18 protein-coding genes and 1 pseudogene are annotated in these 24226 nt (G+C 63.9%); 7 read left to right on the forward strand and 12 right to left on the reverse strand.

The genetic code is table 11. The features are described from left to right. Positions 1–21 precede the first annotated feature (21 nt). Positions 22–1353 carry an ABC transporter substrate-binding protein gene (locus AC1DVW_RS07245; protein ID WP_477275700.1) on the reverse strand — a complete coding sequence of 444 codons (1332 nt, stop codon included), beginning with the start codon at positions 1351–1353 and terminating at the stop codon, positions 22–24. Between the two features lie 278 nt (positions 1354–1631). Then, positions 1632–2321: a PIG-L deacetylase family protein gene (locus AC1DVW_RS07250; protein WP_477322113.1), complete on the reverse strand. Its 690-nt coding sequence runs from the start codon at positions 2319–2321 to the stop codon at positions 1632–1634. Positions 2322–2347: 26 nt separating this feature from the next. Between AC1DVW_RS07250 and AC1DVW_RS07255 the strand changes: the two genes are divergently transcribed. The 5 genes from AC1DVW_RS07255 (at position 2348) to nhaA (ending at position 9277) form a co-directional block, all read left to right on the forward strand. Then, a complete protein-coding gene (locus tag AC1DVW_RS07255) occupies positions 2348–3238 on the forward strand; it encodes a DMT family transporter (protein ID WP_477322115.1) in 891 nt (296 codons plus the stop codon). 93 nt (positions 3239–3331) lie between these two features. Further along, positions 3332–5794 (forward strand): ATP-dependent helicase HrpB, encoded by a 2463-nt coding sequence (gene hrpB, locus AC1DVW_RS07260; RefSeq protein WP_477322117.1) that lies wholly within the window; start codon positions 3332–3334, stop codon positions 5792–5794. A gap of 32 nt (positions 5795–5826) precedes the next feature. After that, positions 5827–7152: an ActS/PrrB/RegB family redox-sensitive histidine kinase gene (locus AC1DVW_RS07265; RefSeq protein WP_477322119.1), complete on the forward strand. Its 1326-nt coding sequence runs from the start codon at positions 5827–5829 to the stop codon at positions 7150–7152. A 64-nt stretch (positions 7153–7216) separates the two neighbouring features. Next, the gene (locus AC1DVW_RS07270; RefSeq protein WP_477241250.1) at positions 7217–7780 is read left to right on the forward strand and encodes an ActR/PrrA/RegA family redox response regulator transcription factor; all 564 of its coding nucleotides are present in this window, start codon (positions 7217–7219) and stop codon (positions 7778–7780) included. A 309-nt stretch (positions 7781–8089) separates the two neighbouring features. After that, positions 8090–9277, forward strand: coding sequence for a Na+/H+ antiporter NhaA (nhaA, locus tag AC1DVW_RS07275; protein WP_477322121.1), 1188 nt, complete (start codon positions 8090–8092; stop codon positions 9275–9277). Here nhaA and AC1DVW_RS07280 read toward each other — a convergent pair. The 5 genes and pseudogenes from AC1DVW_RS07280 to AC1DVW_RS07300 form a co-directional block, all read right to left on the reverse strand. Then, positions 9261–10304: an RNA polymerase subunit sigma-70 gene (locus tag AC1DVW_RS07280; protein ID WP_477322123.1), complete on the reverse strand. Its 1044-nt coding sequence runs from the start codon at positions 10302–10304 to the stop codon at positions 9261–9263. The two genes, nhaA and AC1DVW_RS07280, sit on opposite strands and share 17 nt — an antisense overlap. Before the next feature lie 42 nt (positions 10305–10346). After that, on the reverse strand, positions 10347–11093 hold the full coding sequence (locus AC1DVW_RS07285; RefSeq protein WP_477322125.1) for an SDR family NAD(P)-dependent oxidoreductase: 747 nt from the start codon (positions 11091–11093) through the stop codon (positions 10347–10349). Between the two features lie 180 nt (positions 11094–11273). Next, positions 11274–11774, reverse strand: a complete 501-nt coding sequence (locus AC1DVW_RS07290) for an MmcB family DNA repair protein (RefSeq protein ID WP_477322127.1) — start codon at positions 11772–11774, stop codon at positions 11274–11276. 537 nt (positions 11775–12311) lie between these two features. Beyond that, the gene (locus AC1DVW_RS07295) at positions 12312–12485 is read right to left on the reverse strand and encodes a hypothetical protein (RefSeq protein ID WP_477322129.1); all 174 of its coding nucleotides are present in this window, start codon (positions 12483–12485) and stop codon (positions 12312–12314) included. A 541-nt stretch (positions 12486–13026) separates the two neighbouring features. Then, positions 13027–13451 (reverse strand): annotated as a pseudogene (locus AC1DVW_RS07300) (MerR family DNA-binding protein). 225 nt (positions 13452–13676) lie between these two features. Here AC1DVW_RS07300 and AC1DVW_RS07305 point away from each other — a divergent pair. Then, the gene (locus AC1DVW_RS07305; protein ID WP_477275682.1) at positions 13677–14294 is read left to right on the forward strand and encodes a L,D-transpeptidase; all 618 of its coding nucleotides are present in this window, start codon (positions 13677–13679) and stop codon (positions 14292–14294) included. 242 nt (positions 14295–14536) lie between these two features. Here the strand turns inward: AC1DVW_RS07305 and AC1DVW_RS07310 are convergent, their stop codons facing one another. The 5 genes from AC1DVW_RS07310 to AC1DVW_RS07330 all read right to left on the reverse strand — a co-directional run bounded on the left by AC1DVW_RS07310 (position 14537) and on the right by AC1DVW_RS07330 (position 21622). Continuing rightward, the gene (locus tag AC1DVW_RS07310; RefSeq protein WP_477241265.1) at positions 14537–15106 is read right to left on the reverse strand and encodes a NifU family protein; all 570 of its coding nucleotides are present in this window, start codon (positions 15104–15106) and stop codon (positions 14537–14539) included. 278 nt (positions 15107–15384) lie between these two features. Continuing rightward, entirely contained in the window at positions 15385–15876 is a 492-nt protein-coding gene (locus AC1DVW_RS07315; RefSeq protein WP_477241267.1) for a universal stress protein, read from the reverse strand. A gap of 104 nt (positions 15877–15980) precedes the next feature. Then, positions 15981–17048 (reverse strand): tryptophan--tRNA ligase, encoded by a 1068-nt coding sequence (gene trpS / locus AC1DVW_RS07320; RefSeq protein ID WP_477241269.1) that lies wholly within the window; start codon positions 17046–17048, stop codon positions 15981–15983. A gap of 118 nt (positions 17049–17166) precedes the next feature. Further along, positions 17167–18774 (reverse strand): murein biosynthesis integral membrane protein MurJ, encoded by a 1608-nt coding sequence (murJ, locus tag AC1DVW_RS07325; protein WP_477322131.1) that lies wholly within the window; start codon positions 18772–18774, stop codon positions 17167–17169. Between the two features lie 46 nt (positions 18775–18820). Beyond that, positions 18821–21622: a [protein-PII] uridylyltransferase gene (locus tag AC1DVW_RS07330; RefSeq protein ID WP_477322133.1), complete on the reverse strand. Its 2802-nt coding sequence runs from the start codon at positions 21620–21622 to the stop codon at positions 18821–18823. 196 nt (positions 21623–21818) lie between these two features. Here AC1DVW_RS07330 and AC1DVW_RS07335 point away from each other — a divergent pair, with 196 nt between their 5' ends. Then, positions 21819–24191, forward strand: a complete 2373-nt coding sequence (locus tag AC1DVW_RS07335) for a heavy metal translocating P-type ATPase (RefSeq protein WP_477322135.1) — start codon at positions 21819–21821, stop codon at positions 24189–24191. The last annotated feature ends 35 nt before the right edge of the window (positions 24192–24226 follow it).

Below are 24226 nucleotides of genomic sequence, written 5' to 3' on the forward strand. Positions count from 1 at the left end.
GGTCAGGCTCGGGAGGAGCCGTTACATTTTGCCGTCGTCCTGGAACACCTGCGTCCAGTCCTTGACCAGGCCATCAAGCGCATCCTTGGCCGAACCCTGGCCGGCAACGACATAGTCGTGGAAGCGCTTCTGTGACGCTTGCAGCAGCGGCGCGTAGCTAGGCTCGGCCCAGAAGTCCTTCACGATGGCCATCGAGTCGAGGAAGGTCTGCGCGTAGGGCTGGCTGGCCGGGAAGGCCGGGTCCTTGACGACCGCGTTGAGGCAGGAATAGCCACCCAGCGACCACCACTTGGCCTGCACGTCCTTGTTGGCGAACCACTTGATGTATTTGAGCGCCGATTCCTGCTTGTCGGAATAGGACACCACCGAGATGCCCTGGCCGCCGAGCTGGGCGAACTGGTCGCCATCGGGACCCTTGGGATTGACGAAATAGCCGATCTTGTCGCCGCCGACATTCTCGTCCTTCTGCAGGCCCGGCCACGTGAACGCAAAGTTCATGTGCATCGCCACCTGGCCTGATTTGAAGGCATCGACGCCTTCGCCCATGTAGCTGTTCGAAGCGCCGGGAGGGGTGCAGCAGTCATAAAGCGCCTTGTAGAATTCCAGGCCCTTGACCGATTTGTCGGAGTTGACGAAGCCTTCCATCTCGTAGGGCTTGTCGGGGTTCTCGTATTTGAAACCGAAGCTGTAGAGCACGTCCATGGCGCCCATGGTGATGCCTTCGGAGCCGCGCTCGGTATAGATCGAGGCGCCATAGACGGTCTTGCCGTCGATCTCGCGCTTCTGGAAGAATTCGGCGATCTGCTTCAGCTGGTCGAAGGTCGTCGGCGGGCCGAGATCCCAGCCATACTTTTCCTTGAATTCCTTCTGCAGTTCCGGCTTGGAGAACCAGTCCTTGCGATAAGTCCAGCCGACGACGTCGCCCATGGCCGGCAGCGCCCAGTAGTTCGGCGTGTTCTTCGGCCATTCCGAATAGCCGACGACGGTGGCCGGCACGAAGTCGTCCATGCTGATCTTCTCCTTGTCGAAGAAGTCGTTCAGCTTGACGTAGTGGCCGTTCTCGGCCGAGCCGCCGATCCACTGGCTGTCGCCGATGATCAGGTCGCACAATTTGCCGTGCGAATTCAGTTCGTTGAGGAAGCGGTCGGCATAGTTGGTCCATGGCACGAATTCGAACTTCATGCCGATGCCGGTTTCCTTGGTAAAGTCCTTGGACAGTTCCACAAGTGCGTTTGCCGGATCCCAGGCGGCCCAGCAAAGCGTCAGATCTTCTGCATGCGCGGCGTTCGAAAAGCCCGCCGAGGCAGACATCGCCGAGGCCAGTCCCAACGCCAGTTTCAAAGTCGATTTCATGCCTTCCTCCCATTTGCGAAACGCGTCCGGATGACGGTTTCAAGAGCCTTCAACCCCTCTCCTCCGGGGCCCAAACATGGCGACGCAGCGGCGCGGCAGATGTTTAGTAATTTGTTTAGTGATGCAATTTTTACTAAACAACGCAAGCGAATTCGTCGCTGCACCGCAACATGATACGGCGAGGCCGGCTGCCGACCGGAAAAAGCCTAAGTTTTACAAGGCAGGGTTCGATGAGAATCGAAGGGTCGGTCAGAGGTCTCGGCGCGCTTGCGAACCGATCACGTGACCGTTTTGGTGCTGACCATCACCGTCCGGACCGGCGGTGCCGGCGGCAACAGGGCACGGATGTCGGCGAAGGGGAACACCGGTTCGAAGCGAAAAGCTTCCGCAAAAGAGCCTGCCGCGCCATTGCATTGGCCGGCACGAAAGGCGTTCTGCACGCGCGCCGCATCGACGAAGCGCTCGGGATCCTGCGACTGGTGCGCCCGGATCGCCTTCGCCTTGAGATCGAAATGGGTGGAGATATCGACATAGTGCGTCGGCGAAAAACCGGTGCCGCCGAGCGTGTCGGCATGCAGCACCGGCACCGCGAAAGACGTCGCGATGCGCACGCCATCCGACAGCGCGCGATGGTCGCCATGATAGTCGTTCGGCGCATGGGTGATCGCCAGGTTTGGTTGCACCGCGCCGATCAGGGCCTTGAGAGCGCCGATCAATGCCGAATCCTCAACCAGTTCGCCGTCAGGAAAGTCGAGAAAGTGCGGCGTCACGCCAAGCAAGGCTGCCGCCGCGGTCGCCTCTTCACGGCGCGCGCGGACGAGTGAGCCGGGAGCGCCTTTGCCGCCCTTGGCGCCGTCCGTGGCTATGGCAAAAATCAGTTCTGCGCCTTGCGTGGCATAGGCGGCCATCGTACCGAACATGAAAATCTCGAGGTCGTCAGGATGCGCACCGAGCGCCAGTACCTTCACACTGCTCTCCCCGGAAATGGAAAATCGTGACGAACGGAATCCTGCTCGCCCTCATCGCCTATGCAAGCTATTCGTGCAGCGATGCCGTTGTCAAAAGTCTGGGTGGGCAGTTCACGGTGTTCGAGATCGGTTTCTTCTCGACCCTGTTTGCCGGCTGCTTTCTCTTCTTCACGCGCCCGGCAGATGAGCGCTGGCGTGATTTCTGGCGCACCAAGCGGCCGTGGGCCGTGCAGGCGCGCGCTTGGGCCGGCATCGCTTCCGGCGTGCTCAGCGTCTATGCCTTCACCACCATCCCGTTGGCCGAAGTCTACGCGCTGATCTTCCTGGCGCCGCTGTTCGTCACAATTCTTTCCACGCTGATCCTGAAAGAGAAGGTCGGCCCGTGGCGATGGCTGGCGGTCGTCGCCGGCTTTGCCGGTGTCATGCTGGTCGTCAGGCCGGGTTTTCGCGAACTGCATCTCGGCCATCTAGCCGCCTTCACCATCGCCTTCCTCGCCGCCACCAGCGTCATCCTGATGCGCTCGCTCGCCCAGCAGGAAAAGCGCACGACCATGCTGGGCGTATTGATCGGCTATGGGTTGCTGTTCAACGGTATCGGTGCCGCCGCCACCTCGTTCACCATTCCGGATGGAAGACAGTTGGTGTGGCTGGTGATGGCCGGCGCCTTTACCGCCGGCGGACAATTGCTGCAGTTGCTGGCCATGAAATACGCCCCGGCCAACCGGGTCGCGCCAACGCATTATTCGCAGATCGTCTGGGCGGTCATCCTCGGCGCGCTGTTCTTCCAGGAATATCCGGATTTTCTGTCGCTGGTCGGCCTCGCGGTCGTCGGCGGTTCCGGCCTGCTGACCATGGTGCGCGAGGAGGCGAGGCTGGGCACGGTGCGCTGGAACCCGTTTTCGCGGACCCGGCTTTGATCCAGCCAGCTCGATCAGTTGCGCGGCAGCCATCGCCGCTGATATGCGGACGCTGCTTATGTGCCGCGATTGGATGAACACGTCCGTGGGACGATGACCAGAAAACCTCTGCCAGAACTTCCGGTTTCCGCCGTCCTACCGGCGTTGAGCGAAGCGCTTGGTCGCGGCAACAGCGCAGTGCTGGTGGCGCCGCCGGGTGCTGGCAAGACGACGCTGGTGCCGCTGGCGCTGCTCGACGCGCCTTGGCTTGGCACCGGCAAGATCATCCTGCTCGAGCCGCGCCGGCTTGCCGCCCGCGCTGCGGCGCGGCGCATGGCCGAGTTGCTCGGCGAGGAGCCCGGCGACACCGTCGGCTACGCCATGCGCATGGAAAACCGCACTTCGGCGCGGACGAAAATCCTCGTCGTCACCGAAGGCGTGCTCGCGCGGATGCTTCTCGACGACCCCGAGTTACCGGGTGTCTCGGCGGTGCTCTTCGACGAGTTCCACGAGCGCTCGCTCGACGGCGATTTCGGCCTGGCGCTGGCGCTCGATGTGCAAGGCGCGTTGCGGCCCGATCTGCGCTTGCTGGTCATGTCGGCGACGCTCGACGGTGCGCGTGTCGGCAAACTGCTTTCCGGCGCGCCGGAGATCGAGAGCGAGGGTCGCGCCTTTCCGGTTGACATACGTTACGACGAGCGCCCGGCAGGCATCCCCATCGAAGACGCCATGGCCAAGGCGATCCGCTCCGCTCTCGCCGACGAGAGCGGCAGCGTGCTTGCCTTCCTGCCCGGCCAACGCGAGATTGAGCGCACCGCCGAGCGCTTGCTGGGACGCATTGGCGCCGACACCGACATCGTGCCGCTCTACGGCATGCTTGACGGCAAGGCGCAGGACGCGGCGATCAAGCCGGCGCCGCCGGGCCGCCGCAAGGTGGTGCTGGCGACGTCGATCGCCGAGACCTCGATCACCATCGACGGCGTGCGCGTCGTCATCGATTCCGGCCTGTCGCGGCTGCCGCGCTACGAGCCGGCCAGCGGCTTGACGCGGCTGGAGACGGTGCGCGTCAGCAGAGCTTCCGCCGACCAGCGTGCCGGCCGCGCCGGCCGCACGCAAGCCGGTGTCGCGGTTCGGCTGTGGCGGGCCGAGCAGACGGCGGCACTTCCCGCCTTCACCCCGCCGGAAATCCTTGAGGCCGACCTTTCCGGACTGCTGCTCGATTGCGCCGCCTTTGGCGTCGCCGATCCCACGAGCCTCTCCTTCCTCGATCCGCCGCCCGCCCCGGCGCTCAACGAGGCGAGGGCGCTGCTCAGCGCGCTGCACGCCATCGACGGAGCAGGGCGGCTGACGGAAGCGGGCGGCGCGATGCGCAGGCTGGCACTGCCGGTGCGGCTCGCCCACATGGTCGCCGAAGCGTCGGGGAGCGGCCATGCCTTCGAGGCGGCGATGCTCGCCGTGCTGCTCACCGAGCGCGGCCTGGGCGGCGACGGCGCCGACCTCGAACGGCGGCTGATGCGGTTTCGCTCCGAGAGATCGCCGCGCGCCACCGCCGCGCGCCAGCTAGCCGAGCGGCTGGCCAAACAGGCCAGCGGCAGCAGAAACAATGAGCCGGCGTCCGCCGGCGCGCTTCTCATCCATGCCTGGCCGGATCGCGTCGCCAAGGCGCGCGGCGAGCGTGGCCGTTTCGTGCTGGCCAATGGCTCCGGCGCCATGCTCGACGCCGCCGATCCGTTGGCCGGCGAGACCTGGCTCGTCGTCGCCGACCTGCAAGGCAAGGCGCAGAATGCGCGCATCACCGCGGCGGCGGCTGTCGACGAAGCCGACATTCGCGCCGCGCTCGTGGACAAGATAGAGACGCGCCGCGAGGTGAGCTTCGATCGCGACCGGCGCGCGGTGCGCGTGCGCGAAACCGTTCGTCTCGGCGCCATCGCACTGTCCGAGCGTATGCTGCCGGCGCCCACCGGCGCCGATGCCGATCGTGCCATCCTCGACGCGTTGCGCCAACATGGGCTGTCGCTGCTGGAATGGGGCAAGGAGGCGGAGACGCTGCGCCATCGGCTCGGCTGGCTGCATCGCGGCCTCGGCGCCCCCTGGCCCGATGTTTCGGATACGGCACTTGTGGAACGTCTTGACGACTGGCTGTTGCCGTTTCTCTCCGGCGCGGCGTCGTTCTCGACGATCAATTCGGGCACGCTCTCCTCGGGCCTCATGGCATTGGTGCCGCACGACTTGCAGCGCAAGATCGACACGCTGGCGCCGACCCATTTCGACGCACCTTCGGGCAGCCATGTGCCGATCCGCTATGATGGCGAATGGCCGGTTCTGGCGGTTCGCGTCCAGGAGCTGTTCGGCCTCGACCGGCATCCGTCCATCGCCAACGGCACCGTGCCGATGACGCTCGAACTGCTGTCGCCGGCGCACCGGCCGATCCAGACGACACGCGACCTGCCCGGCTTCTGGCGCGGCTCCTGGGCCGATGTGCGGGCCGACATGCGCGGCCGCTACCCCAGGCATGTCTGGCCGGAGAATCCGCTGCTCGCCACGGCCACCGACCGCGCCAAACCGCGTGGGACCTAGCCTTTGTCCTTTCCCGGCTATAATCCTTTGCCATGATCAAGATCCTGCGCACACCCGACTTCCAGCAAAGCCAGCGGCTGCGCCTCAACACGCTGATCCGGCTGCGCTGGCTGGCCATCGTCGGTCAGAGCCTGGCGGTGCTTGTCGTCGCCTATGGGCTGAAATTCCCGCTGCCGGTCAGCATCTGCTTTGCGCTGATCGCCTGCTCGGCGTGGATGAACCTGCTGCTGACCTTTCGCTATCCGGCGGCACATCGGCTGACCCCGCTTTCGGCCTTTGCCATCCTGACCTTCGACAGCCTGCAGCTTGCCGGCCTGCTCTACATGACCGGCGGCCTGACCAATCCGTTTTCGGTGCTGCTGACCGTGCCCGTCGTCATCTCGGCGGCATCGCTGCCGCTGCGCCTTACCGCTGTCCTCGGCGTGCTGGTGATGGCGGCGGCGAGCCTGCTGGTTTTCTTCCATTCGCCGCTGCCCTGGCATGAGGATGCGCCGCTGGCGATGCCGTTCGTCTATGTCGCCGGCATCTGGATGGCGGTGTTCTCCTCGATCGCCTTCACCGCGATCTACGCCTTCCGCGTCGCCGAGGAAGCCCGCCTGCTCGCCAACGCGCTCGCCGCCACCGAACTGGTGCTGCAGCGCGAGCAGCATCTGTCGGCGCTCGATGGTCTCGCCGCCGCCGCGGCACATGAGCTGGGCACGCCGCTCGCCACCATAGCGCTGGTCTCCAAGGAGATGGAAAAGGCGCTCGGCGAAGACTCGAAATACCGCGAGGACGTGACGCTGCTGCGCTCGCAAAGCGAGCGCTGCCGCGAAATCCTCAAGCGCCTCACCAGCCTGTCATCCGAGGGCGAGGCGCATCTCTCCCGGCTGCCGCTGACCTCGCTGGTCGAGGAGGTGACCGCCCCGCACCGCGATTTCGGCATCTCGATCCGGCTGCGCCCGGGCGAGCGCATTGGCGCCGAACCAGTCGGACGGCGCAATCCCGGCGTCATCTACGGCCTCGGCAATCTGGTCGAGAACGCCGTCGATTTCGCCCGCAAGACCGTCACCGTGCGCTGGAGCTGGGACGAGGATGACGTCACCTTCTCGATAATCGACGACGGGCCGGGTTTCCCGCCCGAAATCATCGACCGCATCGGCGAGCCCTATATGTCGACGCGCCAGGGCAACGAAGCCGGCGGCGGCCTCGGCCTCGGGCTTTTCATCGCCAAGACCTTGCTGGAACGCTCGGGCGCTACGCTCGATTTCCGCAATTCGAGCGGGCTGGGCGAGGGCGCGGTCGTGCATATAGCGTGGCCGCGCAGTGTCTTCCTCAATCCCGAATCGGCCTCGGCCACCATGTTTGACACCGCTTAAATTGGACAATGGCGCTTCGGGACGATATCTGCGTAAAATTAAGGCAGCAGGATTTTTGAACACGATGACAGGCGACGAGATAATTGGTGCAATGGTTGAGGGCGAGGACACCTCGCTGCTGATCGTCGACGACGACAAACCATTTCTCACGCGCCTTGCTCGCGCCATGGAAACCAGGGGTTTCGTGGTCGACACCGCCGAGAGCGTCGAGGAGGCGGTGGCCAAGGCGCGCGCCAATCCGCCCGCCTATGCGGTGGTCGACATGCGGCTCGGCGACGGCAACGGTCTCGATGTCGTTGCCGCCATCCGCGAGAAGCGCGACGACGCCCGCGCCATCATCCTCACCGGCTATGGCAACATCGCCACCGCGGTAACGGCGGTGAAGCTCGGCGCCATCGACTATCTGTCGAAGCCTGCCGATGCCGACGACATTTTTGCAGCACTCACCCGCACCGCCGGCGAACGCGCCGCGCCGCCCGAAAATCCGATGTCGGCCGACCGCGTGCGCTGGGAACACATCCAGCGCGTCTACGAAATGTGCGACCGCAACGTCTCGGAAACCGCGCGCCGCCTCAACATGCATCGCCGCACGCTGCAGCGGATACTGGCCAAGCGCGCGCCGCGTTAAGCCGAGCTTCGTCATCCTTGGGCGTAGCGACGCAAAGCGTCGCGAAGACCCAAGGATCCATGCCGTGATATCCGCCGTGGAGTGCAGCGGAGCAGAATTCTGTACCGAAGCGGCGCTCGGCGGCCCCGGCATGGATTCTATGGTCTGCGCCTCGTCGCTTCGCTCCTTGCTACGCCATAGAATGACGAAGTGATAGACGTTTCAGCCAGTCTCCAAGGTTTGCGATCTGCGACGTGAAACAGGCGCCTTGCGTCGACAGCGGCGCCTGCGCATCATCGCCAACAACGCCGACCCGGCAACGGAGAGCACATGCGCGAACCGCAACCAAAATCCATCCTTCGCGAATTCCTCGATGGCGAGGCGGCCGGCGGCATCATTCTGATGGTGGCCGCCGCACTTGCCCTGATCGTCGCCAATTCGCCGCTGGCCGAGACCTACTTTGCCGCTCTCCACGCCTATGTCGGGCCGCTCGGCGTCTCGCACTGGATCAATGACGGGCTGATGGCGGTGTTTTTCCTGCTGGTCGGCCTGGAGATCAAGCGAGAGATGCTCGACGGCCAGCTCTCGACCTGGCCGCGACGTGTCCTGCCCGGCGTTGCGGCAGCCGGCGGCATGGTTGTGCCGGCCCTGGTCTATGTCGCCATCAACCGCAACAATTCAGCAGCACTCTCCGGTTGGGCGATCCCGACCGCCACCGACATCGCCTTTGCGCTTGGCGTGCTGTCGCTGCTCGGCAGCCGCGTGCCGGCGTCGCTGAAAATCTTCCTCACCGCGCTCGCCATCATCGACGATCTCGGCGCTGTCATCATCATCGCCATCTTCTACACCAACGGCCTGTCGCTCGCCTATCTCGGCGCCGCCTTCGCGGTGATCGCAGTGCTCATCGTGCTCAACCGCATGCGTGTGCTGACGCTCGCGCCCTATATCGTGCTCGGCATCGTGCTCTGGGTGCTGGTGCTGAAATCCGGCGTCCACGCCACGCTCGCCGGTGTGGCGCTGGCGCTGACCATCCCGCTCAAGGTTTCCCCGGGCAGCGGCCACGATCTCGACCATTCGCCGCTGCACCGGCTCGAGCATGGCCTGCACAGACTAGTACCCTTCTTCGTCATCCCGATCTTCGGCTTTGCCAATGCCGGCGTCTCGCTCGCCGGCCTGAGCGCTGCCGCCCTGGTCGAGCCGCTGACGCTCGGCGTCGCCGCCGGCCTCGTCGCCGGTAAGCTGGTTGGCGTCTTCGGCTCCTCGGCACTTGCCATCCGGCTCGGCTTTGCCGACCTGCCGGTCAACGCCGGCTGGCTGCACATGATCGGCATTTCGCTGCTGTGCGGCATCGGCTTCACCATGAGCCTGTTCATCGGCCTGCTCGCCTTCGCCAATGATTTGGCGCTGCAGGACGCGGTCAAGGTCGGCATCCTCGCCGGCTCCTTCATCGCCGCCCTCCTCGGCGCCGCCATGCTGCTCCTGGCGCCGGCCGCGGGCGAGGCTACTGACGAGGATTAGGCCAGACAAGCGGCAGGCCGAAGGCCGTAAACAAGTCTTGGCCGAGCGGACCGACATAGACCGTCAGCAAGGCGATCCTGTCGCCGGCAGGCTCGATGACATGCAGGGACTGGGCTTGCCACACGAAATCCCCGTGGCGGCGCGCGTAGACCGCAACCGCGGACTGGCCATTGGCGCCGGTGGCGACCGCATGGTAGCCGGCGAAATTGGTCCAGACGGTCTCGAAGAAACCTCGGATTGCCTCGCGTCCCTGGTACCAGTCCCGCCACGGCGGCATGTGATAGCTGGCATCCTCGCGCAGCAGTTCGATCAAGCCGTCGAGGCTGGCGGCCTGCCAGGCCCGCATGTAGCGTTCGAGCAGCAGGGCCTCCTGGCGGCTGGGCTGCGATCGATGCAGGGGACGTCCCCGAGGATATCGCGCGCCAAGCGTCGCGCGCGCCCGCTGCAGGGCGCTGTTGATCGAAGCGGTTGACCCGCCGAGCAACTGTGCAGTCTCAAGCGCCGACCATCCCAGCACGTCGCACAGCAAAAGGGCGGCCCGCTGCCTGGGCGGCAGAAGCTGGATCGCGGCGACGAAGGCCAGTTGCACGGCCTCGCGCGTTTCATAGCGCGCTTCCGGACCGGGCTCGCCGTCAACGAGGTCCGGAAGCTCCGCATTCGGGTAAGGCTCCAGCCAGCTGAGCTCTGGAGCCGGCCCGCCCGTGGCCGGCCCGCGCGAGGGCGGTCGTTCGGGCTGCTGGAGAAGGCGCTGCGCCGTCGACCTCGCCTTGAGCGCGTTGAGGCAGCAGTTGGTGGCGATCGTGTAGAGCCAGCCGCGCAGCGAGCCGCGCGCGTCGAACTGCGACCGCCCGCGCCAGGCCCGCAGGAAGGTGTCCTGGACAAGGTCATCCGCCTCGTGCAGCGAACCCATCATCCGATAGCAATGGAGCTTGAGCTCGCGGCGGTGGGCAGCCGTGAGACGCTCGAAGGCCGGCCGGTCGAGGATCGGCCGGCCCAGTGGCTCAACAGGGCCAGGAGCATCTGTCATAGGCAGCCTGCGGTGCTGAAATTGCCTTGCATCCTGAGCGCCTCAGGCCGCTGCCGCAAGTCCGCTGCCGCTGACCGTGAAGGAACTGCCTTCCGATTTCCCGGTGGCGAGCGCGACCACCGCGCGGCCCACATCGGCCGGCGTCTGCATGTCGGTCATGCTGGCGAGGATTTCTGCAGGCTGGATGCCCAGATACGCAGCAAAGCCATCGAGGCCGGCATCGCCTACGCCGGTCCCTGGCATGATGCGAGCCGGTGCGAGCGCCATGAAGCGCAGGCCCAGTCCAAGCCGATCCGATTCCTTCTGGCAATGACCAGCCAGGAACATCTGCATGCGTTTTGCGCCGGCATAGCCGCCGGCGAACGGTGGTCCGCCGCTCAAGGCTGCGCCACTGGAGATCAGCACAATTCGGGTCCCCGGTTTGAGCGGATCGTTGAGCGCAGCCTTGCAGAACAGGAATGCCGCCTTGACGTCAGTTTCCCAGTTTGCGGAGAAGACCTCCCAGCTCTGTTCCTGCAAGTATGCGGAAGGGGCAAGGGCGCCGGCGCAGATCACCAGCACATCCGGCGCAAGCGTGTCGAAAACCACCTCGGGCGCGACCTCATTCGTCGCGTCGACCGCAAGGGTCTTCAAGCCTGGGTTCTCCCAAGAAAGCTCCTTCAGGGCGGCTGCGCCGCGGGCGACGGCGAGAACGGTCGCCCCCTCGCCAAGCGCAGCTTCTACGATTGCGCGGCCGACACCCCGGCTGCCTCCGACGACGACGACATTCTGACCTTGTAACGATCGCATGGATCACCTCGCTTTCCGGCAGCTGGACCATCCAGCGCCTATTGATCAGGACAGCGCAGGGGAGCGGAAATCATCGGTGCGGGATAAAATATTTTTCGCGGTCCGGCGCAAAAACCCTCGATCGGGCGAAATCGACAGGCGGCGGCGCATCGGCTAGTGCGGCGCACATTTGCGGCGGACCTACTCGCTCTCACCCTCCAGCGCCGGCACCGAGACGCCGGCTAGTTCCGCCGCCAGCAGCCGCGATGCACCGGCCCGCGCGATCCTCAGCATCAGCGCCTTGCGCGTCGCCGCGGCCATGCGGTGCTCCGGCGCATCGCGCATGATCTCGGCGCCGTAACCGTCCGAGAGGATGAATCCGCATTCCTCGGGAAAAATCTCCGCGGGCACGCCGGGATGGGTGGCGAAGAAAAAGCGGTCGGAGTGCAATCGGTAGTCAGGCCATTTGCGGTCGACCCTGAAATCCTCGATCGAGGATTTGATCTCGATGATCCAGATGTCGCCCTGGCGGGTCAGCGCCACGAGGTCAGCGCGGCGGCCGGTGGCGAGCGACAATTCGGGCAGTACATGCATGCCCATTTGCATGAGCAGCCGCTGCACGCCGCGCCGCACCAATAGCGCGCGTTCCGATTGGCGGCCGTCGATCAGAGGATTGATGGGAATCGGGGAAATGATCGGCATGGCCGGCACCATGCCAGACTTTGTTCACGGTTTGAACTCATTTGTTAGGGGCGACTATATCTTTGACAAACCCACAGTCTGCGGTTGGTAGCTACCTCCCCACAAAGGGGCCGTTTGAGCCAGTTGCATTATTGGCGTTGTCACTTCTTCCCTCATCTCTCGTGGCGTGGAAGAACTTCCGCTGCGCACGGGACATTCTATTATTGAAACTAGCCAGAAGGTACGATGAAGGAAGTGCACTTATTATACCAATTAATACGATCTTCGTAACAAATAGAGATAATATCGTCCAACCTATACAGCCATTGATGAATATACCTATTGCCGTGGCCATACAATCTTGCCACATACGATCTATTGGAAGGAATTTCTCCATCCATGGCATTACCAGCGGGTTCTTATCCCAAAACTGTTCAATTCGGATGGGTCCTGGGGCATAGCGCTAGTCTGATCCGCAGGCCCTGTTTGACCCAGGGCCAGCATGCGTCCCGATGATGGGATGGACCAATCACAATATCGAGCACGGGGAAGTAGCGGCTAGGCTTGCTGAGAGGCCAGAATGCGGGCTTCCCTCACAAGCGATGTCCAGTTCTGAGCCCCAATAAAGCCGATAAGCTCGCGGGCCTGATCTTCCGAAATGCCAGTATATTCCACCAGTCGGCGCACAACAAGGCTATAGCCCGCGTGCGGCTTGCCTTGTTCCTCTACCATGGTGGATACACTCCAGGTTCGCGTGAACGCGCGGAACGGATAATGGTTCCAGTGGCGCCACCCAGCCGTGAGGGAATGGCCGGTGCGGCTGGGGTGTTTGGGGTTGAGGTGGCCGCACCGGCCACTGCGGGCTGTTTTTGGCCGTCCCCCGCGCTGATTAAACTATGAGCATATTAGCAATCGCGCAATTACGACCAAGGGCCCTAGGCTCGCCGGACCTTTGGCTACCATCCGTAGAATGGCGGGGGATTACCCCGCCAAGCGCCTCTCTCGGTCTCGGCGATCTTCCTCAATGGTAGTGCGAACTCGCTTGGATCGTCGGAGCCCATCGCGTCGCGAAGGTTGGCGCTGGCGGGGACACCACGACTCCACCTATCCAGCCCTAGGGGTAATGGCCGGTGCGGTTTACCTCGGGGGTGCGGAGGCCGCACCGGCCACTGCGGGTTGGGGTTGGGCCGCCCCCCGCGTTGACTAAACTATAGGCATATTAGCAATTACGCAATTAAGCCGATCGGTGGTGCTCAGCCGCGTCGACGCGGTCCTATGCCGACGCCGAAGCGCCTTTTTCGTTGAGCAACACCGCCCCCGCCATATCGTCCAAAATCGGACAATCCGGCCTGTCGTCGCCGTGGCAGGCGTGGATCCGTTTTTGTAAGGTCACGCGCATCGGCTGCAATTCGCGCACCTTTTCCTCGATGGCGCTGACATGGGCGGCGGCGATTTCGCGCACGCCGTGGCTGGCGCAGCTGCGGTCCTGGTAGAGCGCCATCAGCTGGCGGCGATCGTCGATTGAAAAGCCGAGATTGCGGGGCGCGGCGCAAAAAGGCCAGTCGATGGATGTCGTCGCCTGAATTAATCGCGGTAGCCATTGCCTGATCGCGCCGGCGCGATCAGGCCGATCTCTTCGTAGTAGCGGATGGTCTTGGCCGGCAGTCCGGAACGTTGCGCGGCACCACCGACATTCATAGTGGTTCCTCAATTCTCAGGTGTCTGGCGGGACCACCCATTGAATTTCCTTCACAATCCTGTGAGGCCTGTTGCCAAAATGCCATAGTTGTGAGCTTACCGGCACGTAAGCTCTTGCATATGGGCATCGCGCGCTTGGCAAGCAAAGCAAATGCCAGCATGAATGTTCCTGACAAAAGCGGCCGACTCGTGCCGCTACATCAGGGTCGGGCATCGGACATTTTCATGCGCATGAAGTCACTTGCAATCGTTGCCGCTCTTGCGTTGTCGACCGCGATCTCGGGTTGCAGCACCATCGGTGCGCAGCTGTTCACCAACAACTACGGCGCAGTCACCGATGCCGGCTATCAATTGCCGCGCATCCCGATCGAAAAGGTGCCGCTGAAGTATCACCGGCAGGAGGTCAACTACGACACCTCGGAAAAGCCGGGCACCATCATCGTCGATACGCAGAACAAGTTCCTGTACTTCGTCGAGGGCGACGGCCGGGCGATACGCTACGGCATCGGCGTCGGCCGCGAAGGCTTTGAATGGCACGGCACCGCCCACATCGCGCTGAAGCGCGAATGGCCGACCTGGACGCCGCCGAAGCAGATGATTCAGCGCCAGCCGGAACTGGCCAAGTTTGCCGATGGCATGGAGCCTGGCCTGAAGAACCCGCTCGGCGCACGCGCCATGTACCTGTTCAACAAGGGCGGCGACATGGGCTACCGCCTGCATGGCAGCCCGGAGTGGAACTCGATCGGCAAGGCAATGTCGTCAGGCTGCATCCGGCTGATGAACCAGGACATTATCGACCTCTATGACCGCGCCTCGGTCGGCGCCAAGGTCATTGTGATGTAGGACCATGATCCCGAACCGGAGGTCCGCGTAAGCGAAAAGTGGAAACCGGTTTTCGGGCAAGATCTTGGTCAAAGTAGAAGATTACCTTCGTACGCGGACCGTCTAGGCAACAACGGACGTCCCAAACAGAAAACCGGGCAATTCGGCCCGGTTTTTTGTTGTCTGCTCGAAGGTGATTGGAGCAATTCCAGGAAAAGTGTGCAGCGGTTTTCCGTCCGGAATTGCGTAAGAAACAAAGGGTCTTAAGAAACCTGTTCGACGGCCTGCACTTCCGGCACAAAATGCCGAAGCAGGTTCTGGATGCCGTGCTTCAGCGTCGCCGTCGAAGACGGGCAGCCGGCGCAGGCGCCCTTCATATGCAGGAACACGGTGCCGTTCTCGAAGCCGCGGAAGGTGATGTCGCCGCCGTCCTGTGCAACCGCTGGGCGCACCCTTGTGTCGAGCAGTTCCTTGATGGTGATGACCAGTTCCTCGTCGGCCTTGTCGTAGAACTCGCCGGTCTGGCTGGTCTCGGCGGCGGGTCCGGCCTTGGCCATGACGGGCGCGCCCGACATGAAATGCTCCATGATGGCGCCGAGGATTGCCGGCTTCAAATGCTGCCAGTCGGGGCCGTCCTTGGTCACGGTGATGAAATCATAGCCGAAGAACACACCGGTCACGCCGGGGATCTCGAACAGCCGTCCGGCCAGCGGCGAAGCGATTGCGGCACTGTCGGCATCGCGGAAATCGGCTGTGCCTTCGAGAAGCACTTCCTTGCCGGGCAGGAACTTCAGGGTTGCCGGGTTTGGTGTCGATTCGGTCTGGATGAACATGGCCGTCTCCGTGCCCATGCCGGGCAGCTAGTTTGGAATAATTCTAAATAGGCTCTATTGGCTGGACATTCAAGCGAAACGCGTCGCCGGAACGGCTGGCTGGCGGAATGCTTTTGCGCGCTCTGCAACGCACTTTGAGGTGTGTTGAGATTCGGGTCAGGCCACGCCGAGAATGGTGGCTTCCGAGAACCGGAGCGGAGCGTACTTGAAGTACGTGAGCACCGGAAGCGCAGGAAGCCGCCATTTGCAGGCTGGCCTCACCTGAATATCAGCACACCTCAGGCGAGGCTGTCGATCTCCTCATCTGACAGGTTCTGCGGCACTACGGTGACCGGGATCGGGAAAGCGGCGCCCTTGCCGGCGACGGCGCCGACCAGCGGTCCTGGGCCTTCCTTGCCCGCGCCGGCCGCCAGCACGAGGATGGCGATGTCCTGGTCTTCCTCGATCAGCTTGTGGATTTCTTCGGTCGGCTTGCCTTCGCGCACCACCAGTTCCGGCTCGATGCCGAGCTTCTGGCGTACCTTGTTGGCGTAGCTGTCGAGCGCGGTACGCGCCGTGGCGTTGGCCTCCTCGCGCATGATCTTTTCGACGCCCAGCCAGTGCTGGAAATCGTCAGGCTCGATCACATAGAGCAGCACCAGCACGCCGCTGGTGCTCTGCGCCCGCTTCGAGGCGTAGGCGACGGCGCGCTCGCATTCCGGCGTGTCGTCGATGATCGCCAGGAACTTGCGGCGATGGCCGGCTTCGCGACTAAGGCGTTTGGAGACCATATTCTACCTGTCGATGGTTTCGGTCCGCAATCTGCCACCCGCACAGGCTGGCTGCAAGCGGCCGGCCGGTGTTCTGGTGTTGGTGCAGGTCAAGTCGATGCAGATCAGCCCTGCAGCAGGCCGATAATGTCGCGCACGGTCTTCATCGTCGCCTCGGCCAACACGCCGGCGCGTTCGCCGCCATCCTTCAGCACCGCGTCGACATAGGCGCGGTCATCGGAAATGCGGCGCATCTCGCCGGCAATAGGCGCCAGCTTCTCCACCGCCAGGTCGGCGAGCGCCGGCTTGAACACGGAAAACTGCTGGCCGCCGAACGCCTTCAGCACGTCGGCCTTCGAGATCTCGGCGAGGCCGGCGTAGATACCGACCAGGTTCTCCGCCTCGGGCCTTGTGGCCAGACCGTCCAGCTCGCTTGGCAACGCTTCCGGGTCGGTCTTGGCCTTGCGGATCTTCTTCGAAATAGTGTCGGCATCGTCGGTCAAATTGATGCGCGACAGGTCCGACGGGTCCGACTTCGACATCTTCTTCGAGCCGTCGCGCAACGACATAATGCGCGCCGCCGGTCCACCAATGATCGGCTCCGTCAGCGGGAAATAGCCGTTCACCGTCTCCTCGCCGATTTGCATCTCGACGCCGACGCCAAGGCCGGCGATCCGGTCCGAAAAGTCATTGTTGAATTTTTGCGCGATGTCGCGGGTCAGCTCCAGATGCTGCTTCTGGTCGTCGCCCACCGGCACATGAGTGGCACGGTAGACGAGGATGTCGGCCGCCATCAGGGAGGGATAGGCGAGCAGGCCGAGCGAGGCATTCTCGCGGTCCTTGCCGGCCTTGTCCTTGAACTGCGTCATGCGGTTCATCCAGCCGATGCGCGCCACGCAATTGAAGACCCAGGCGAGCTCGGCATGCTGCATCACCCGCGACTGGTTGAAGACGATGTGCTTCTTCGGGTCGATGCCGGAGGCGAGAAACGCCGCAGTGATCGACCGCGTCTGGTCGGCGAGGTCTTCATGGACGAGCTGGGCGGTCAGCGAATGCAGGTCGACGACGCAATAGATGCAGTCGGAGGTGTCCTGCAGCGCGACGAATTTCTTGATGGCGCCGAGATAGTTGCCGAGATGCAGATTGCCGGTCGGCTGTACCCCGGAAAAAACGAGTGGCTTGAAGGCGGTCATTTTTGTTCCCTTGGCTTGTGGAGGGCCGTTTCGCGCGCGGCGAAAGTCTTTCGACGGCGCGCTTATGGACGAAGGCGGCGATCTGATCAAGACCGCCTTCGCCGTGAGGTTGCGGGACCTATTCGTCGAGATCGGATTTTGCGGCGGAGGGCGGTGCCTTCGCGGCGCCCCGCATGGCATTGCGCCGGATCATGCCGAAATCGGCGCCGCCGGTGGCGAAAGCGGTGGCGAAATAGAGTGCCGCACCGCCGGCAACCAGCGACAGCAGCGTCGCCGCCTTGATCACCAGCGGCGAGCCGGGGCCGAGCCTGACCGCGAACCAGTGCTCGGCAAAATAGAGCGCGACGCCCATCACCGCCGCCGACAGCGCCAGCCTTGGAATGCGCTTCAACAGCGGCACGTCGCGGCCCCAATGGCCGCGCCGGATCAGCACGGCAAGCAGCATCATCGCGTTGACCCAGCCGGCGACTGCCGAAGCCACCGCGATGCCCGGCGCGCCCATCGACGGAAACAGCGTCAGCGCCGTGGTGACGTTCACCGCCACCGAGATGGCGGCGAAGATCATTGGCGTGCGGGTGTCCTCGCGGGCGAAATAGCCGGGGGTGAACGCCTTGATCAGCACGAAGGCCGGCAGGCCGAGGCCGAAGATCGCCAGGATCGCTGCCACGGTCGGTGTAGAGTGGTTGGCGGCAAAGGCGCCGCGCTCATAGACCAGCCGCACGATCGGCTCGGACATCACCCAAAGTGCGGCGGCCGCCGGCAAGGTCAGGAACAGCGTGAATTCGACCGAGCGGTTCTGCAGATTGGCCGCCTCGATCAGATTGCCCGATTTCAGCGCCCGCGACAGTTCCGGCAACAGCACGATGGCGACAGCGACGCCGACGACGCCGAGCGGCAGCTGGTAGATGCGGTCGGCATAGGCCAACGAGGAGACCGCGCTGTCCTGCGCCGAAGCGATCGCCGTGCCGATCAGCTGGTTGATCTGGGTGATGCCGCCGGTGATCGCCGCCGGCAGCGCCAGGATCAACAGTCGCTTGACGCTGGGCGTCATCTTCGGCCGGCGAAAGCCGATCGAAATGCCGGCATGGCGCACCGCCACCCAGACGATCGCCAATTGCACCAGCCCCGCCGCCAGCACGCCCCAGGACAGACCGAAGCCGACCGCGCGGGCATCCAACCCCTTGTACCAGGAATAGCCGAGCACGCCGATGAGGATGACGTTGAGGAACACCGGCGCCACCGCGGCGGCAAAGTAGCGGCGCAGCGAATTCAGCATGCCGGCCATCATGGCGCCGAGCGACATGCAGATCAGGTAGGGGAACATGATGGTCGCAAGCGTGACCGTCATCTCGAATTTTCCCGGCGTGTCGGCAAAGCCGGGCGCCACCAGGTAGCGCACGATCAGCGGCATCGCCAGTTCCATGGCAATGGTCAGCGCCAAAAGTGCGGTAAACAGCACGCCGAACACTTCTTCCGAAAAGCGCTTGGCGCCCTCGGTGCCGTGGGTTTCGATTTCCTTCGCAAACAGCGGCACGAAGGCGGCGTTGAAGGCGCCTTCGGCGAACAGCCGGCGAAAGGTGTTGGGAAACTGGAAGGCGGCGTTGAAGGCGTCGGCGATCGGCCCGGTGCCGAGTGCGGCGGCCATCAGCATCTCGCGGCCAAAACCGAGCGCACGGCTCATCAGCGTGCCGGAAGCGACCGTCGCGAATTTTCTGACAAGGCTCATGCGGGTGAAGACTGCCTGTGGGATTGGGACAAAGTGATGGTGACGATCACTCGGCGGCCGCCTTGGCCTTGCCGCCGCGCTCGGGCGCGATGCCTTCAAGCGCCGCGATCAGCCGGTTGTGGATGGCCGTGATGCGCGCCGGGCTGTCGATCTTCTGGCCGGTCAGGTCGGTGACATAGAAGGTGTCGATGACCTTTTCGCCAAACGTGGTGATGTGGGCCGAGGCGATGTCGAGCGACAGATCGGACAGCGCGCCGGTGATCTCGGACAGCAGGCCTGGCCGGTCCAGCCCCTCGACCTCGATCACCGAGAACCGGTTCGACAGCGTGTTGCGGATTTCGGCGCGCGGCGGGATCTTGAACACCTTGGCGCCGCGCCGCGGCTTGGTGCGCTTCTCGATCATCTCCGGCAGCCAGCTCTTGCCCGACAGCACGTCCTCGATCAGCTTACCGACGCGCTCGGCGCGGCGGCGCTCATCCTCGTCGCGGTCGAACTCCCGCGAGATCAGGATGGTGTCCAGCGCCCGGCCATCGGAGGTGGTGAAGATCTGCGCATCGACGATGTTGCCGCCGGCTCCCGCACAGGCACCGGCGATGACCGAGAGCAGGCGCGGATGGTCCTGCGCCAGCACGGTGATCTCGGTCACCCCCTCGAACTGGTGGGTCTTGACCATGGTGGCGAGCTTCTTGCCGGCCACATCCGCCTCGCGAATGAATTCGGCATGGCGAAGCTGGTCGGGGAGATCGACCGTCAGCAAATAGTTCTCGTAATGCTGGCCGACATAGCGCTTGCGAGCCTTTTCCGGCCAAGCGGACAGCGCCTCGGCCAGTCGCTCGCGGGCAGCCGCCGTGCGCGTCGCGCGCGACACTTCCGAAAACCCGCCGGTCAACAGCAGTTCGGTTTCGTAGTAGAGCGTGCGCAGCAACTGGCCTTTCCAGCCGTTCCAGACGCCCGGCCCGACGCCTCTGATGTCGCAGACGGTGAGGATGAGCAGCAGCTTCAGCCGTTCGACCGACTGCACGATCGCGGCAAAATCCTCGATCGTCTTGCGGTCGTTGAGATCGCGGGTCTGCGCCGTCATCGACATGACGAGGTGGTTCTCGACCAACCAGGCGACGGTTTCGGTGTCGGCCGGCGACAGTCCCATATGCGGGCAGATGCGCCGCGCGATGCGGGCGCCGGCTTCGGAATGGTCCTCCAGCCGTCCCTTGGCGATGTCGTGCAGCAGCACCGCGACATAGAGCGCCTCGCGGCTCTTCTTCAGCCCCGGCATCAGCGTGTGGGAAAGCGGATGGATTTTTTCGCCGTCGCCGCGCTCGATCTCGGCCAACACGCCGATGCAGCGGATCAGGTGCTCGTCCACCGTGTAGTGGTGGTACATCGAGAACTGCATCATGGCGACGATCTTGCCGAAATCCGGGATCAACCTGCCCAGCAATCCGGCCTCGTTCATGCGCCGCAGGTTGAGCTCGGCGTTGCGGTCCGAGGTCAAGATGTCGAGGAACAGCCGGTTGGCCTCCTCGTCGCGCCGCAGCGACTTGTTGACCAGGCCGAGCGAACGGGTCAGCAGCTTCAGCGCGTCGGGGTGGAATTCCAGCCCGTGCTTGTCGGCAAACCAGAACAGCCTGAGCAGATTGACCGGGTCGCGCTCGAACACCGTGTCGTCGGCAATGTTGATGCGGTGATTGTCGACGATGAAATCGGAGGTGCCGGCCAGCTTGCGCTTGCGCCTGGAGAAAGTCAGGAAGATACGGTTGAAGCCCGGCACATGCTTGGCCTGCTCCTCCTCGAGCGCGGCGCAGAAGATGCGGGTCAGGTCGCCGACATCCTTGGCGACGAGGAAGTAGTGCTTCATGAAGCGTTCGACCGCCGACAGGCCGGGATGGGTGGTGTAGCCCAGCCGTTCGGCGATCTCACGCTGGATGTCGAAATGCAGCCTCTCCTCAGGCTTGCCGGTGAGGAAATGCATGTGGCAGCGCACCGCCCACAGGAAATCCTCGGCCTTCTGGAACTCCCGGTATTCGCCTTCCGTGAAGACGCCCTTGTCGACCAGCTCCTCGCCGGTGCGCACCCGGTAGAAATATTTCCCGATCCAGAACAGCGTCTGCAGGTCGCGCAGGCCGCCCTTGCCGTCCTTGACGTTGGGTTCGACGAGGTAGCGGCTTTCGCCGGCCTTCGCGTGGCGCTCGTCGCGCTCGGCCAGCTTGGCCTGCACATATTCAGGCCCGGTCGTGCGCACCACCTCGTGGTCGAAGCGCAGCAGAAGCTCGTCATAGAGCTTTTGCTCGCCCCACAGGAAGCGTGCTTCCAGGATCGAGGTGCGGATGGTGATGTCGGTGCGCGACAGCCTGACGCATTCGTCGATATTGCGGGTGGCGTGGCCGACTTTCAGCCCGAGGTCCCACAGCATGTAGAGCATGTATTCGACGGTCTGCTCGCCCCACGGCGTCTGCTTGTAGGGCAGCAGGAACAGAAGATCGATGTCGGATCCCGGCGCCAGCGTGCCGCGGCCATAGCCGCCGACGGCGACGACGGCCATGCGTTCGGCCGTCGAGGGGTTTTTCACCCGATAGACATGGGTCGCGGCAAAATCGTAGAGCGCGCGGATGATCTCGTCCATGACATGCGACAGCCTGGCGGCGCAGGCATTGCCGCTGCCGTCATCCCGCAGCATGGCCTCGGCTGTTTTGCGGCCATCGGCGAGCCGGCCCTTGAGAAGCTGAAGCACGCCGCTGCGCACCACCTGCCCGGAGCCGTCGCCTGCGGTCGCCGCAGTCAGCGCGGTCATCTCGCGGCGCAAGGCTTCGCCGTCGATCAGTTCATCGAGCTTCAGAGAGATTTTTGCCATATGCGCGGGTTGGCCTTGCCTTTTCGGCGGCGTCTATAGCGCGTTTTCGCGGTGCTGGGTATGGGGCGGACGGACGCGTTGTCTACGGCAGTCCGACAACCGCCGCCACAAGAAAAGTCGAAAATCAGCCCTTGACCTTCCAGTTACTGGAAGCACTACCTCTGCACCAGCATCGAGACACAAAGGCATTTTTTCAATGGCGCATTCCGACCATGACCATCACGCGCACGCCGCTGCCGGCTGCTGCTCGGCAAAGCATGCTGCACCTGTCGCGGCCACTGTGGCTCGCGATCCGGTCTGCGGCATGAGCGTCGACCCTGCCACGGCCAAGCATTCTTTGCGGCATGAGAGCCAGGATTTCTATTTCTGCTCGGCCGGCTGCAAGGCGAAGTTCGAGGCGGAGCCGGCAAAATATCTTGGCGACCGGCCAGAACCGAAGGCGATGCCGAAAGGCACGCAATACACCTGCCCAATGCATCCCGAAATCATCCGCGACAAGCCCGGATCCTGCCCGATCTGCGGCATGGCGCTGGAGCCGATGGGAGTGCCGACCGGCGACGAGGGTCCAAACCCGGAGCTTGTCGACTTCACCCGGCGTCTCTGGGTCAGTGCCATCCTGTCGGTGCCTTTGCTGATCGTCGCCATGGCGCCGATGTTCGGCCTAACCTTCGCAAGCTTTATCGATGAACGATCGATGGTCTGGCTGGAGCTGGCGTTGGCGAGCCCGGTGGTGCTGTGGGCGGCGCTACCCTTCTTCCATCGCGGCTGGGACTCGGTCGTCAACCGCAGTCCCAACATGTGGACGTTGATCTCGCTCGGCGTCGGCGCGGCCTATCTCTACAGCCTCGTCGCCACGCTGTTTCCGGACATTTTTCCGCACCAGTTCCGCGGTCATGACGGCACTGTCCCGGTCTATTTCGAGGCGGCCGCCGTCATCGTGGCGCTGGTGTTCCTTGGCCAGGTGCTGGAGCTGCGGGCTCGCGAGCAAACTGGTTCGGCGATCCGCGCGCTGCTCGATCTGGCGCCGAAGACGGCGCGGCTGATAGGCGCGGACGGTGCCGAAAATGACGTGCCGCTCGACGCGGTCAAGGCGGGTGACCGGCTGCGCATCCGCCCAGGTGACGCCGTTCCGGTCGACGGCATCGTGCTGGAGGGCCGCTCTGCCATCGACGAATCGATGATCACAGGCGAGCCGCTGCCGGTCGAAAAGACCCAAGGCGACGCGTTGACCGGCGGCACGCTCAACAAATACGGTTCGCTGATCATGCGCGCCGAGAAGGTTGGCGCCGAAACGACGCTGGCGCGCATTGTCGAACTGGTCGCCAAGGCGCAGCGTTCGCGGGCGCCGATCCAGGGGTTGGCCGATCGCGTCTCCTTCTATTTCGTTCCCGCCGTCGTGCTGGTCGCGCTGCTCGCTTTCACCACCTGGGCGTTTCTCGGCCCTGAGCCCAGCCTGATCTTCGCCATCGTCTCCGCAGTGTCGGTGCTGATCATCGCCTGTCCTTGCGCGCTGGGTCTGGCGACGCCGATGTCGATCATGACCGCCACCGGCCGCGGGGCGCATGCCGGCGTGCTGATCAAGGAAGCGGCGGCGCTCGAGCGCTTCGCCTCCGTCGACACGTTGATCGTCGACAAGACCGGCACACTGACCGAGGGCCGGCCGAAATTGACCGATGTCGTCGCTGTCGAAGGCATGGTGGAAGATGAATTGCTGGCACTCGCCGCAGCACTTGAAAAGGGCTCCGAGCATCCGCTGGCAGAGGCGATCGTCGAGGGTGCCGGCGAACGCGGCCTGAAGATCGCCGATGCCGGCGGTTTCGAGGCGGTCACCGGCAAGGGCGTTTCCGGCACGGTGTCGGGCAAGCTGGTCGCGCTCGGCAACGCGGCAATGATGGCCGATCTCGGCATCGACATCGGGTCGGTGTCAGCCAAGGCCGAAGCGCTGCAGGCCGAAGGCAAGACCGCGATGTTCGTTGCCGTGGAGAAAAAGCTGGCCGGCATCGTTGCCGTCGCCGACCCGGTCAAGGCAACGACGGCCGAGGCGATCAAGGCACTGCATGACAGTGGGCTGAGGATCATCATGGCGACCGGCGACAATGAGCGCACGGCGAGAGCCATTGCGAGCAAGCTCGGCATCGACGAGGTGCGCGCCGGACTGCTGCCGGAACAGAAAGCAGCCCTCGTCGAGGAACTGCGCGCCAAAGGCGCCGGCGTTGCCATGGCCGGCGACGGTGTCAACGATGCGCCCGCACTTGCCGCCGCCGATGTCGGCATCGCCATGGGCACCGGCGCCGATGTCGCGGTCGAAAGCGCCGGGATCACGCTGGTCAAGGGCGACCTGAACGGCATCGTCCGCGCCCGCCGGCTTGCCCAGGCGACGATCCGCAACATCCGCCAGAACCTGTTTTTCGCCTTCCTTTACAATGTGTTGGGCGTACCGGTCGCCGCCGGCGTGCTCTATCCGCTGACCGGAACGTTGTTGTCACCGATGCTGGCCGCGGCGGCGATGAGCCTGTCCTCGGTCTCGGTCATCGCCAACGCATTGCGGCTCAGGACGTTGAAACTCTGAACTCAACCCCCAAATACGAAAACCCAATCAACAGG

It is taken from the genome of Mesorhizobium sp. P3_B5 (assembly GCF_056402815.1).